Annotated in this window: 12 protein-coding genes; 9 read left to right on the forward strand and 3 right to left on the reverse strand. The window is 66.5% G+C overall.

What is annotated here, in order from left to right; all coding sequences use genetic code 11:
* Positions 1-53 precede the first annotated feature (53 nt).
* Positions 54-686 carry a uracil phosphoribosyltransferase gene (upp, locus tag N440_RS05880; RefSeq protein ID WP_049457648.1) on the reverse strand — a complete coding sequence of 211 codons (633 nt, stop codon included), beginning with the start codon at positions 684-686 and terminating at the stop codon, positions 54-56.
* Between the two features lie 156 nt (positions 687-842).
* Here upp and N440_RS05885 point away from each other — a divergent pair, with 156 nt between their 5' ends.
* From N440_RS05885 to N440_RS05910, 6 genes are all read left to right on the forward strand, one after another.
* On the forward strand, positions 843-3404 hold the full coding sequence (locus N440_RS05885) for a TonB-dependent receptor (protein ID WP_133934390.1): 2562 nt from the start codon (positions 843-845) through the stop codon (positions 3402-3404).
* A complete protein-coding gene (locus N440_RS05890; RefSeq protein WP_133934391.1) occupies positions 3404-4519 on the forward strand; it encodes a phytase in 1116 nt (371 codons plus the stop codon). The genes N440_RS05885 and N440_RS05890 overlap by 1 nt, the downstream gene beginning before the upstream one ends.
* Positions 4520-4530: 11 nt before the next feature.
* Positions 4531-5880 (forward strand): metallophosphoesterase family protein, encoded by a 1350-nt coding sequence (locus tag N440_RS05895; RefSeq protein ID WP_243831366.1) that lies wholly within the window; start codon positions 4531-4533, stop codon positions 5878-5880.
* 10 nt (positions 5881-5890) lie between these two features.
* On the forward strand, positions 5891-6505 hold the full coding sequence (locus N440_RS05900) for an inorganic diphosphatase (RefSeq protein WP_133934393.1): 615 nt from the start codon (positions 5891-5893) through the stop codon (positions 6503-6505).
* A gap of 88 nt (positions 6506-6593) precedes the next feature.
* Positions 6594-8009, forward strand: coding sequence for a deoxyribodipyrimidine photo-lyase (locus N440_RS05905; RefSeq protein WP_133935980.1), 1416 nt, complete (start codon positions 6594-6596; stop codon positions 8007-8009).
* Positions 8010-8149: 140 nt separating this feature from the next.
* Positions 8150-8845 (forward strand): OmpA family lipoprotein, encoded by a 696-nt coding sequence (locus N440_RS05910; protein ID WP_008267948.1) that lies wholly within the window; start codon positions 8150-8152, stop codon positions 8843-8845.
* A 355-nt stretch (positions 8846-9200) separates the two neighbouring features.
* On the opposite strand, the gene N440_RS05915 is transcribed toward N440_RS05910, so the two are convergent.
* Positions 9201-9926 carry an SDR family oxidoreductase gene (locus N440_RS05915; RefSeq protein ID WP_133934394.1) on the reverse strand — a complete coding sequence of 242 codons (726 nt, stop codon included), beginning with the start codon at positions 9924-9926 and terminating at the stop codon, positions 9201-9203.
* Between the two features lie 118 nt (positions 9927-10044).
* Between N440_RS05915 and N440_RS05920 the strand changes: the two genes are divergently transcribed.
* Positions 10045-10935, forward strand: a complete 891-nt coding sequence (locus N440_RS05920) for a LysR family transcriptional regulator (protein WP_133934395.1) — start codon at positions 10045-10047, stop codon at positions 10933-10935.
* Positions 10936-11026: 91 nt separating this feature from the next.
* Here N440_RS05920 and N440_RS05925 read toward each other — a convergent pair whose 3' ends face one another.
* Positions 11027-12058 carry a LysR family transcriptional regulator gene (locus N440_RS05925; protein ID WP_005416157.1) on the reverse strand — a complete coding sequence of 344 codons (1032 nt, stop codon included), beginning with the start codon at positions 12056-12058 and terminating at the stop codon, positions 11027-11029.
* 147 nt (positions 12059-12205) lie between these two features.
* On the opposite strand from N440_RS05925, the gene N440_RS05930 reads away from it, so the two are divergent.
* Both N440_RS05930 and N440_RS05935 read left to right on the forward strand, forming a co-directional pair.
* Positions 12206-12433, forward strand: coding sequence for a hypothetical protein (locus N440_RS05930; RefSeq protein ID WP_049456214.1), 228 nt, complete (start codon positions 12206-12208; stop codon positions 12431-12433).
* A complete protein-coding gene (locus tag N440_RS05935) occupies positions 12430-13200 on the forward strand; it encodes an SDR family NAD(P)-dependent oxidoreductase (protein WP_133934396.1) in 771 nt (256 codons plus the stop codon). Before N440_RS05930 ends, N440_RS05935 begins: the two co-directional genes overlap by 4 nt.
* Positions 13201-13241: the final 41 nt, after the last annotated feature.

The following is a 13241-nucleotide window of genomic DNA, read 5'->3' on the forward strand; positions in this document are numbered from 1 at the left end:
CCTGGGGTCAGATCCCCTTCGCAGCGAAAGGGTTCTGACCCCGGTTCAGCGGATCAACCGACGCGGGTACCGAAGATGCGGTCGCCGGCATCGCCCAGGCCCGGCAGGATGTAGCCCTTGTCGTTGAGCTGGGCATCGATGGCCGCGGTGTAGATCTCCACGTCCGGGTGCACGGCCTTGACCGCGTCGATGCCCTCCGGCGCGGCCACCAGGAAGATGCCCTTGATGCGGCGCGCGCCGGCGCGCTTGAGCATGTCGATGGTGGCGATCAGGGTGCCGCCGGTGGCCAGCATCGGGTCCAGGATCAGCGCATCGCGCTCTTCCAGGCGACCGGTCAGGCGCTCGAAGTAGGGCACCGGCTGCAGGGTTTCCTCATCGCGCTGCAGGCCGACCACGCTGACGCGCGCGGCCGGGATCAGCGACAGCACGCCGCTGAGCATGCCCAGGCCGGCGCGCAGGATCGGCACCACGGTGATCTTGGCGCCGGCGATGCGCTGCACGGTCACCGGGCCGGCCCAGCCGGGCAGGGTGTGCGGCTCGGTGTCCAGGTCGGCGGTGGCCTCGTAGGCCAGCAGCGTGCCCAGCTCGTTGGCCAGCTCGCGGAAATCCTTGGTGCTGAGTGCGGCGTTGCGCATCAGGCCGATCTTGTGCTGCACCAGCGGGTGGCGCACTTCGACGATCTTCATGGTCGGGAAGGGGAAAAAGAGAGAGGACGCCATTTTGCCGGATCGGTGGGCCGAACCCAAACCCGCGCTTCGTCAAATGTGCAGATCCATGTCATGGCCATGCAACCTTGCGGACATACCGTGCAGACCCATTCTTAACAGGAATGGGGATTCCCAGTGCATATCAAGACTCCGTTGGCCGTTGCCATCACCCTGACCCTGGCGATGGGGGCGGCTGCACCGCTGCAGGCCGCCGGGCAGCAGGCGGTTGCCGCCACCGGCGCGGTGGCCGCCGACGCGGTCGACCTCGACCGCATCGAAGTGCGTGCGCAGCTCGAATCGCAGATCCGCGCGGTCGACCTCAAGCGCAGCAGCGATGCCATCGAGGACGCCGTGTCCTCCGATGCGCTGGGCCAGTACCCGGACAAGAACGTGGCCGAGTCGTTGCAGCGCTTGCCGGGCGTCAGCGTGACGCGTGACCAGGGTGAGGGCCGTTTCGTGGTCATCCGCGGCCTGGACGCCAGCCTCAACAGTGTCAGCGTCGATGGCATCGCCATCGGCACGCCGGAAGATTCCAGCCGCGCTGCGCCGCTGGACGTGATTCCCTCCGATTCCACCGAGCGCCTGCGCGTGGTCAAGTCGCCGACCCCGGACATGCCGGGCGATGCCATTGGTGGCGCGGTGCTGGTGGAGTCGGCCTCGGCCTTCGACCGCGACGGCCGCAGCCTGCGCGCCAAGATCGAGGGCAGCCATCAGCAGCTGTCCGGCGAGACCAGCCCCAAGGCCGCATTCAACTACAGCGAAGTGTTCAACGACACCTTCGGCGTGGCGCTGGGCGTGAACTACCAGAAGCGCAAGTTCGAGTCGGACAACACCGAAGTGGAATACGACGGCGAGGATGATGCCGCGCCGGGCGACGTCACTGCGATCAACCTGCAGCACCGCAAGTACGAGATCGAGCGCAAGCGCATCGGTGCCAACCTCAACCTCGACTGGCGCCCGAACGAAGACAGCAAGTACTACCTGCGCACGCTGTACAGCCAGTTCGACGACGCCGAAACCCGCCAGCGGGTGATCTTCAACTTCGACGATGCGAAGATGGTCAAGACCGGCACCGATCAGTACCGCCTGGATGGCATGCCGAAGGATTCGATCGACAAGCGCATGCGCTACCGCACCAAGAAGGAAAACACCTTTGCGGCAAGCCTGGGCGGCGAGAACAAGCTGACCCATGCCGTGGTCGATTACAAGGTCGGCTACACCCGCACCGAAGAGCGTGTGAACGACGAGATGGAGGCCCGCTTCAAGCTCAACGGCAAGGCATTCAACGGCACCCTGGACCAGCGCAGCCGCCTTCCCAGCTACAGCTTCGACAACCCGCAGTGGCTGGACAACGGCAGCTACGCGTTCGACCGCTTCGTGCTTTCGCCCAAGCAGGTCAATGACAAGGAACACAGCGCGCAGGTCAACGTGCGCTTCGACGGCGACAGCGGCAGCATCAAGATCGGCCTGCTGGGCCGCTGGCGCGACCGTGACGTCAATGTCGACGAGAACGAGCTGCGTGTCGGCCCGAAGGTGGCGCTGTCGAGCTGGACCACCTCCTCGCCGGAGCATCGCCACGGCAACATGGGGGACGGTATGGATTCGGCCGCGATGCGCGCGTTCTGGGCGGCCAATGGCAGCCAGTACAGTGCGCGGCCGCAGGATGTTGGCGGCAATGCAATGACCTCGCTGGAAGAAGACTACGTGGCCAGCGAGGACATCTTCGCCAGCTACGCGATGGGTACCTGGGACATCGGCGCGCTGCGCATCATCGGCGGCGTGCGCGTGGAGAACACCCAGTTCAAGGCTACCGGCAACCAGGTGGACGTGGCGGCCAATGGCCGCAGCTTCACCGTCACCCCGCGCGTGGCCAACAGCAGCTACACCAACGTGCTGCCGGGCCTGCACCTGCGCTACGACGCCGCAGACGACTGGGTGCTGCGCGCTTCGGCCAACAAGACCGTCTCGCGCCCGTCGTTCGGTGACATTTCGCCGCGCGTGGGCTACAGCCGCGGTGACGAGGAAGTGCGGCTGGGCAACCCCGAGCTGGATCCGTACGAATCGAAGAACGTCGATCTGTCCGTCGAGAAGTACATCGGCAGCACCGGCATCGTGTCGCTGGGCCTGTTCCACAAGTCGATCGATGGCTACATCGTGGAGACCGTGCGCACCAATGACCCGGACTACGGCGGCTTCGACGTGACTCAGCCGATCAACGGCCGCAAGGCCACCGTGCGCGGTGCGGAGTTCAACTGGCAGCAGCAGCTGGCGTTCCTGCCGGCCGGCCTGGACGGGTTGCTGGTCGGTGCCAGTGGCACCTGGCTCGACACCACGTTCGATGCCGGCATCAAGGATCGTGCGGGCGAAGACTTCACCCTGCCGCGCGCCTCCAAGCACGTCTACAGCGCGCACGTCGGTTATGAAAAGTACGGCCTGAGCACGCGACTGGCCGCGGTGTACCGCAGCGAGTACCTGGACAGCATCGGCAAGGGCCGTGCCTTCGACATCTATGTGGCGCCCAACACCCAGCTCGACTTCTCGCTGGACTACAAGTTCACCCCGCGCGTGAGCATGTACTTCGAAGCGCAGAACCTGCTGGACAAGCCGCTGGAGCTGTACCAGGGCACGCGTTCGCGCACCCTGCAGATGGAAGAGTACGGCCGCACCTACGCGCTGGGCCTGAAGGTGGCACTGTGATGGGGCGTGGCATCACCGTCCTGGCTGCCGCACTGATGGCCAGCCTGGCGGCTGGCTGCACGCCGGCCACAGGCAATGATCCGGCGGCGGCCGCGACGGCAGCGAAGGCCACCAGCGAGCGTGCGGTGGCCACCATCGCCGAGGCGTTCCTGTCGCCGATGACGCCGGCCGACAACATCGATTCGCCGGCGGCCTGGCGTGCGCCGGACGGAACGCTGTGGCTGATCGCCACCGCCAAGGCTACCGACAAGCTGGTGGTCTACGATGGCAGCACCGGCCAGCATCTTCGTGACGTTGGCAGCAGCGGTACCGCGCCGGGGCAGTTCGACCGCCCAAACGGCATCGCGGTGACCGACGACCTGCTGTGGATCGTGGAGCGCGACAATCACCGCGTGCAGGTGCTGGGCCTGCCGGACTTCACCCCGCTGGCGACGTTCGCTGCGGACGACCTGCGCAAGCCGTACGGCCTGTGGGTCGACCGCCGGGCCGATGGCTACAGCGTCTACGTCACCGACTCCTGGGACAACGGCGAGGATGCGCAGGGGCGTGACATCCTGCCGCCGCTGGCTGAACTGGACAAGCGCGTGCGCCAGTACCACGTGACCCGCGACGGTGCGAAGGTCGAAGCGAAGCTTGTAGCCAGCATCGGTGATACCACCGAGGCCGGCGCGCTGCGCGTGGTCGAATCGATCTGGGGCGACCCCGAGAACGATCGCCTGCTGATTGCCGAAGAGGACGAAAGCTATGCCAGCGAGTTCAAGGTCTACACCCTGGCCGGCCGCTTCACCGGCACCACCTTCGGCCGCGACGTGTTCAAGGCGCAGGCCGAAGGCGTGACCCTACGCACCTGTGGCAAGGGCGGCTGGTGGATCACCACCGAGCAGGGCAAGCAGCGCAGCGTGTTCCACCTGTTCGATCGTCACACGCTGAAGCCGGTGGGCGCGTTCCAGGGCAACACCGTGGCCAACACCGATGGCATCTGGATGATGCAGCAGCCCAGCGCGCGCTTCCCGCACGGTGCGCTGTATGCAGTGCATGACGACCAGGGTGTGGTGGCGTTTGACTGGGAGAGCATCGCCAAGCAATTGGCGTTGCCGCTGGAGTGTGGCGCATGAGCCGTCGTTGCATGAGCGCCCTGGCATTGGGCCTGCTGCTGGTCGTCCCTGCGCTGGGCTTTGCCGCCGCGGAACCGAACACCCAGGTACCGGCAGGCAGCCACCACTACGCAGCGACGACGGTGCCGGACCGCATCGTCGCCTCGCCTGCGGCCGATCCCAGCCACGGCTTTGCGGTGGCCTGGCGGACCGATGGCAGTGTGCAGGCGCCGCTGCTGGAAATCGCCGTGGCCGGTGATTCACCGGCCATTGAAGGCATCCGCCAGGTACGCGCGACGACCCGTGCGCTGCAGACCGAGAACGGGCTGTCGCATCACCATCGTGCCGACATCGGCGGCCTGCAGCCGGATACCCAGTATGTCTACCGCGTGCAGGGTAATGGCAGCTGGAGCGCGTGGAACCAGCTGCGCACGCTGGCGGCCGCCGACCAGCCGTTGACCCTGCTGTACTTCGGTGACACCCAGAACAAGAACGTGAGCCACGTCAGCCGGGTCGTGCGTGCCGCGCAGAAGGCGGCACCGCAGGCGCGCATGAGTCTGTTCGCTGGCGACCTGGTCAGCGGCGGCGACAACATGGACGACAGCGAGTGGGGCGAGTGGTTTGCCGCCACCGGCTGGCTGGCGCAGGAGACGCTGGTGGCGCCGGCGATCGGCAATCACGAGTACTTCGAGGAGTTCGAGGACACCCCGCAGGAGCGCCGCGTGCTGGGCAAGCACTGGCCGGTAACCTTCGCGTTGCCGGGCAATGGCGCTGCCGCCGCACAGCAGACCAGCTACTGGTTCGATGCGCAGGGCGTGCGCGTGGCCGTGGTCGATGGCACCTCGGCACTCGACCTGGGTACGGCCAAGGCGCAGGCGCAGTGGCTGGACAAGGTGCTGACCGGCAATCCGCAGCCGTGGACCATCGTGCTGCTGCACCAACCGTTCTACTCGCCGCGCGAAGGCCGCGAGAATGCCGCGCTGCGTGACGTGCTGCTGCCGGTGGTACGTCGCCACAATGTCGATCTGGTGCTGCAGGGGCACGATCACACCTACGGCCGCCGTGGTGAAGGACAGGCCGCAACGCCCCAGTACGTGGTGACCGTGGCCGGGCCGAAGCAGTACCGCCTTTCCGACGAAGCACGCAGGACGATGGATCCGGTGGCCGAGGACACCCAGTTGTTCCAGGTCCTGAACGTCGACCCGCAGCGCCTGCACTATGAAGCGCGCACGGTGACGGGCCGTCTCTACGATGCCTTCGAACTGCAGCGTGACGCCAAGGGCAGCAAGACGCGAACGGAACTGATCGACGGCCGCATCACGCCGCGCGACTGCCCCCGTTCGCAGACCGCCAAGGGTCGCGCGGACCGTTGCTGGGAATGAGCACACGCCGATGACCACTCGCTCTCGTATCCTCCCCCTTGCTGCCATCGGTACCGCACTGCTGTTGCTGGCCAGTGCGGTGACCGCCGCCGATGCCGTGCTGCACCCGTTCCTGGTGGCCCAGCCGAAGCAGGCCCCGCAGGAAGTGAACCTGGCGGTGGAGATTCCGGCCGGCAGCTTCACCAAGTACGAGATCAAGGAAGATGGCCTCGTGCATGTGGACCGCTTCCAGTCGATGCCGGTCGCCTATCCGGCCAACTACGGTTCGATGCCGCGTACCCTGGCCGGTGACAACGACCCGCTGGATGCGCTGGTGCTGACCCGCGAGCCACTGCACCCGGGGGTGATCGTGCGTTTCCGGCCGATCGGCTACCTGAAGATGATCGATGGCGGCGAGCACGACGAGAAGATCATCGGCGTGCCCACCGACAAGGTCGACCCGACCTACGCGAACATCCGCGATCTGGCCGATCTGCCGGAGATCGAACGGCAGCGCATCGAGGCGTTCTTCCGGGTCTACAAGGACCTGCCGGCCGGCCGCAACCCGGTGCAGCTCAATGGCTGGGGCAACGCTGCCGAAGCACAGGCATTGATCAGCGAGGCGATGCAGCGCTTCAACCGGTAGAGCCACGCCATGGGTGGGTGCCCCGCCCACGCATCACCTTCACTGCCGCTGGCTATCATGTGCGCCATCCAGAATGAAGGCGATGCACGTGTCGGTAGCGTTGGTGTGGTTCCGTCGTGATCTGCGGCTGCAGGACAATCCGGCCCTGCAGGCCGCGCTGGACGCAAGCCACGAGGTGGTGCCGGTCTACATCCACGCGCCGCACGAGGAAGGCGACTGGGTTCCCGGTGCCGCCTCCGATGCATGGCGCCAGCATTCGCTGGCGGCGCTGGATGCCGACCTGCGTTCGCGCGGTTCTTCGTTGGTACTGCGCCGCGGCGGCAGCCTGGCCACGCTGCAGGCGCTGGTCGAACAGACCGGCGCCGAGGCGGTGTACTGGAACCGCAAGTACGAACCGGCCACCCAGCCGCGCGACGCGGAGATCAAGCGCACGCTGCGCGAGCAGGGCATCGATGCGCAGAGCTGCAATGGCAGCCTGCTGTTCGAACCCTGGGACATCGCGACCCAGCAAGGCCAGCCGTACAAGGTGTTCACTCCGTACTGGCGCAACGTGCTCAGTCATTGGCGCCTGCCGGCGCTGACGGCCGCACCGAAGGCACTGGCAGCGCACAAGGTCGACAGCCTCGCGCTGGATGAGCTGCGGCTTGCACCCACGCTCGACTGGGATGCCGGTTTCTGGGAGCACTGGCAGCCGGGCGAGGCCGGTGCGCTGGAGGCGCTGTCCGTGTTCGAGGACGGTGCGTTGCGCGGCTATCGCGAGCAGCGCGACCTGCCGGATCGCGTCGGAACGTCGCGGATGTCGCCGCACCTGCACTTCGGCGAGATCGCGCCGTGGCGCATCGCCCATGCGCTGGAGGCCCTGCGCAGTGCCGGCACCGACGCGGACATCGACGGCTACCTGCGCCAGCTGGGCTGGCGCGACTTCGCCTACCACCTGCTGCACCACTTCCCGAAGACGCCCACCGACAATCTCAACCCGCGCTTTGACCGCTTCCCGTGGGCCACGCCCAGCGCGGCGCAACTGCATGACTGGCAGCGCGGCAACACCGGCGTGCCGATCGTCGACGCGGGCCTTCGCGAGCTGTGGCACACCGGCTACATGCACAACCGGGTACGCATGATCGTTGCCAGCTACCTGTGCAAGCACCTGCGCGCACACTGGCTGCACGGCGCGCGCTGGTTCTGGGACACCCTGGTCGATGCCGACCTGGCCAACAACACGATGGGCTGGCAGTGGGTGGCCGGAACCGGTGCCGATGCCGCGCCGTACTTCCGTGTGTTCAATCCGGTCACCCAGGCCGAGAAGTTCGATCCACAGGCGCGCTATATCAGCCGCTGGGTTCCCGAACTGGCGGCACTGCCGGTGAAGGCCCGCTTCGCACCGTGGCAACATCCGCTGCTGTTGGCAGCGCATGCGCCGGGCTATCCACGCACGCCGCTGGTGGACCTGGCGGTGGGCCGGGACGCCGCGCTTCAGGCCTACCGCCAGTCCGGCGCAGCGTAAAGCGCGAGCTGAGCGATCCGGTCAGATAGCTGAACGCGGCCCTGTCGGCGGGCTGCATCATCATCCCGACATCGCATTTGCCTGTTTATTCTCTTTGCGCCCGCAAGCCGCCGGCCCGACCGGAAACCAAGGAGAACCCCATGATCCGCAACACCACCCGCAACGTCGCACTGGCCCTGATGAGTGCGGCCGTCCTGTCGGCCTGCGCCACCGGCGGCTCCTATGTGCAGAGTGACCAGTACGGCAACCCGACCGAGCAGCAGAACCGCACCGGCCGCAACGCGCTGATCGGTACCGCCATCGGCGTGGCCGCCGGCCTGCTGACCGGTGACAGTGCCACCGAGCGCCGCCAGCATGCGCTGATCGGCGCCGGTATCGGCGCACTCAGTGGCGCCGCTGTCGGCCAGTACCAGGATCGCCAGGAACGCGCACTGCGCGAGCGCACCGCCAACACCGGCATCGATGTGCAACGCCAGGGCGACAACATCATGCTGAACCTGCCGGACGGCATCACCTTCGACTTCGGCAAGGCAACCCTGAAGCCGCAGTTCTATGGTTCGCTCAATGGCGTGGCTGGTACGCTGCGTGACTACAACCAGACCATGATCGAAGTGGTCGGCCACACCGACAGCATCGGCAGTGACGCAGTGAACAACCGCCTGTCGAAGGAGCGTGCCGACTCGGTCGCGCAGTACCTCATCGGCCAGGGCGTGCAGAGCGTGCGCATTGAAACGCTGGGCGCCGGCAAGTCGTACCCGATTGCCGACAACAGCACCGATGCCGGCCGCGCCAAGAACCGCCGCGTCGAGATCCGCGTGATTCCGCTCAAGCAGTAACGCGCAGCGTTACGGTTCCGGCGTAGCCGGAACGAAAATGCCGCCCTTGCAGGCGGCATTTTCCGTAGGTGCCGAGCTTGCTCGGCACACCGACAGCGTATCCGGTCGCTGCGTGTGCGTGCAGCGCCGACCAAGGTCGGCACCTACCGAAGTCTGCCCGCCGGAACGAAAATGCCGCCCTTGCAGGCGGCATTTTCCGCAGGTGCCGAGCTTGCTCGGAACACCGCATGACCGCGTGCCTTTTCGCTTTTGTAGAGTCGAGCCATGCTCGACTGCTTGTATGGAGTCGAGCATGGCTCGACTCTACAGAAGGCGGTCGAGCAAGCTCGACCTCTACCAGAGCGGAATGCTCGGCTCACACCGTCGCCGTCGGCCGCACCACGATCTCATTCACGTCCACGTCCGCAGGCTGCTCGATCGCAAATCTTACGGCGCGGCCGATCGCATCCGGTTGCAGGGCGATCGCGCGGTAGCCGACCATCATCTCGGCCGCGGCCGGATCGGTGATGCTGTCGGCCAGCTCGCTTTCCACCACGCCCGGATGGATGCAGGTCACCCGCAGCTCGCGGTGCTCCTGCCGCAGGCCGTCGGAAATCGCGCGCACCGCATACTTGGTCGCGCAGTAGACCGCTGCGGTCGGCACGACCGACAGCGCGCCGACCGAGGCGATGTTGATGATCTGGCCGCTGCGCTGGGCGATCATGCCGGGCAGCACGGCGGCAATGCCGTACAGCACGCCACGGATGTTCACGTCGATCATCCGGTCCCATTCCTCCACTTTCAGCGAGCCCATCAGGGACAGTGGCATCACACCGGCATTGTTGACGATCACGTCGATTGCGCCGAAGCGTTGCCGGGCGGCTTCGGCGAAGGCCTCCACCTGCGCGCGCCGGGTCACGTCCAGGGCATGCACGAGTACCTCGGTCCCCTGCTGGCGCAGCTCGTCGGCCAGCGCCTGCAGACGGTCCAGGCGGCGGGCACCCAGTACCAGGCGTGCCCCCGGTTGCGCGAGGGAGCGGGCGATGCCGGCGCCGATGCCGCTGGAGGCGCCGGTGATGAGGATGGTTCGGGAAAGGGCCATGGCGGTGTCTCTGAAGGGGAGGGAGTGCCGGGGTGTGCCCGGTGTTGCCACGGTAGACGGCGCACCTTGTCGCGATAAGATGGCGACTGCTGATCACCTTGTTCAGAGTTGCTAACCAATGGCCGTCGATCTCAACGCTCTGGCCGTGTTCCAGCGGGTGGCCGACTGCCGCAGCTTCACCGCCGCGGCCGATCAACTCGGCGTGACCCGTTCGGCGGTCAGCCAGACCATCGCCAAGCTGGAGCAGTCGCTGGGCATCGCCCTGGTGCTGCGCACGACCCGCAGCGTCAGCCTCACCGATGCCGGGCAGGCACTGCTGGTCTCGGTCAGCCCTGCGCTGGCGGAACTGGGCGATGCGCTCGAGGCCAGCCTGCGCCGCCAGGCCGTCGTCTCTGGGCAACTGCGGCTTGCCGTGTCTTCCATTGCGGAGGCGTTCCTGGCCGGCCCGATGCTGGCGGCATTCGCCGCGCGCTATCCCGCGCTGCAGCTGGACATCACCGTGACCGATGAAGCGTTCGATATCGTCGGCGCGGGATTCGATGCAGGCGTGCGTCTGGGCGAGGTCATTGCCCAGGACATGGTCGCGGTGCCGGTATCGGCGCGGCAGCGCCAATTGGTGGTGTGCTCGCCGGGCTATCGTGATGCCCATGCGCTGCCGGTGCACCCACGGGAACTGGCCAGCCATCGCTGCATCGGCTGGCGCAGTGCGCCGGGCAGGGCGCCGTATCGCTGGGAGTTCGAAGAATGGGGCCGTGAGTTCAGTGTCGATGTGCAGCCGGAAATCACCAGCAACGACATGGGGGTGATGGTCAGGCTGGCCTTGGCCGGCGCAGGCCTCGCCATCGGCATGGAAGAGACCTGGCGGCCTTGGCTGCAACGGGGAGAACTGGTGTCCGTGCTGGACGCGTATTGCCCGCGGTTTGCCGGATTCTTTCTGTACTACCCCAGCCGTCGGCAGGCCGAGCCGAAACTACGCGCGCTGGTCGAGCACGTGCTGTCCGAACTGTAGAGTCGAGCCATGCTCGACTGCTTTCCGGAAGTCGAGCATGGCTCGACTCTACATAGGCGCAGTCGAGCACGGCTCGACTCTACAGACGGCATCATGCCGCCGACGCGGCAACCTTCTCCAGGATCCGCTTGCCGCTGCTTTCCAGCGCGGCGTCTTCCTGCGCCTTCTGCTGCTGTGCCAGCTTCGCGCCCGGGCACTGCGCCAGCATGTAGTTGGCGTCGAAGTTGAGCTTCTCGACCAGGAAGTCGACGAACGCACGCACCTTCGGCGAGACCAGGCGGCCGCCGGCGAACACGGCGTTGAAGTCCACCTCCGGGCCGGTCCAGCCGGCCAGCACGCGGCGAACCATACCGGACTCGACGAACGGTTTGGCCATCACATCGCCAGTCAGCAGCAGGCCTTCGCCGCACACCAGTGCGCCGTTCAGTGCGGACATGTCATTGGCGGTCATCAGCGGCGTGACCGGGAAGTCACGCAGTTCGCCGCCGTTCTCGCCCAGCTGCCAGGTAAAGCGCGGCGAGTTGCCGGTGTGATACGGCTTGCGCATCGCCAGGATGCGGTGGAACTGCAGCTCTTCCGGATGCAGCGGCTCGCCATAGCGTTCGATGTAGGCCGGGCTGGCGAACACCTGCGTGCGCAGGCTGCCAAGTTTGCGCGCGACCAGGTTGGAATCGGGCAAGGCGCCGACGCGCAGTGCAAGATCCGCTTCGCCGGCAATCAGGTCCAGCTTCTCGTTGCCCATGTGCATGTCCAGGCGGATCTCCGGATACTGCGCATGAAACTGGCCCAGCAGCGGGGCGATCCAGGTAATGCCGATCGAATAGGGCACCGTGAAGCGCAGCCAGCCGCGCGGGCCGGACTGCAGCTGGCTCACCGCGCTCTCGGCTTCTTCAAGCTCGCGCGCGATGCGCTGGCAATGCTCGTGGTAGATCGAACCGGCTTCGGTCAGCCCGAGGCGGCGCGTGGTCCGGTGCAGCAGGCGCGCGCCCAGGCGCGTTTCCAGTTCCTGCACTTTGCGGCTGACCGTGGTCTTGGGCAGGCCGAGCGATTTGGCAGCGGCAATGAAGCTGCCTTGCTCGACCACCTTGACGAAGATCAGCGTCTCGTTGAGATCGTGGGACATGGTCGGGGGTCCTGGACGTCGGGGATGGGACAATCGTGACAGAACGATTGGACCGGGAACGGGATGATTATTCCCCTTAATCAGGACTAATCAAGTAAAGGTTTGAGGTCTATCGTGGCGCCATTCGTTATTTGGAGCCCGTCCGCCATGAGCCTGCGCAACATTCTTGCCCGTCTCCGGAACGCCGGCCAGAACACCCTGGACCTGGCGATGACCGTTGAAGCCCGTCCGAGTTCCTTGGTACACAAGGATTTCCGGGAGTTTACCGCGCCCATGCGTCAGCAGCGTGGCGGCGTCATCCGCCTGGCCCCGCACAAGGGTGATCGACTGCGTCGAATTGGGACTATCCCGGATTTGGGAGGAAATGTCCCGTGAATGGGATGCTGACGCCCGAAGTCCTGGTCCTCGGCGGCACCGGCGCCGTAGGCCAGGGCGTGGTCGGTGCATTGCTGGAAGCCGGCAGCCCGGTGCTGGTGGTCGGTCGCGATCCGGGCCGGCTGGCGGCACTGCACGAACAGTTCGCCGATGAGCCGGGCCTGGAAACGCTGCTGGGTTCGCTCAGTGATGACGGCTCGGCACGGGTGCTGGCCGAGCGCATCGCGCAGCGGCCGCGTCCGTTGGCAGCGGTCATCGCTGCGATGGGCGGCCCCTACCGCCGTGGCCGCGTGACCGATCGCAACGGTGACGAGCTGATGGGCGCAATGCAGGCCGACCTGATGCCGCACGTGCATGCGGTGCGCCACCTGCTGCCGCTGCTGCAGGACAACGTGCACGCGCGCCGCTACGTGATGATCGGCAGCCCGGCCAATGCCAAGCCGTGGGCGGGCTACGGCGAGACCTCGATCACCACCGCCGCGCTGCGCATGTATGCGCAGGTGGTGCATCAGGAAGCGCAGGCGCTGGGCGTGCGTGCGCAGATGCTGGAAGTCTGCAGCCCGGTCTGTACCCCGGCCAACGCGGCCAACGCCTGCATCGAGTGGCCCAGCTCGCTGCTGGTTGGCCGTCGCGTGGTCTCGCTGCTCGACGGGTGCCGCGACAACCGCGCCATCGTTCGTTGCGACAGCAGCGATGCCGAACTGCCGCGCGGCCTGCTGCACCTGGAAGTTCCCCCGCTCTGGCGCGATACCGCAGGCGTCGCTTGACCTCGACCATGGTTGAGGTTGCAGTATGCGCCGCCGATTTT

Origin of the sequence: Stenotrophomonas sp. CC22-02, assembly GCF_004365115.1 — a bacterium.
Taxonomy (GTDB): domain Bacteria; phylum Pseudomonadota; class Gammaproteobacteria; order Xanthomonadales; family Xanthomonadaceae; genus Stenotrophomonas; species Stenotrophomonas forensis.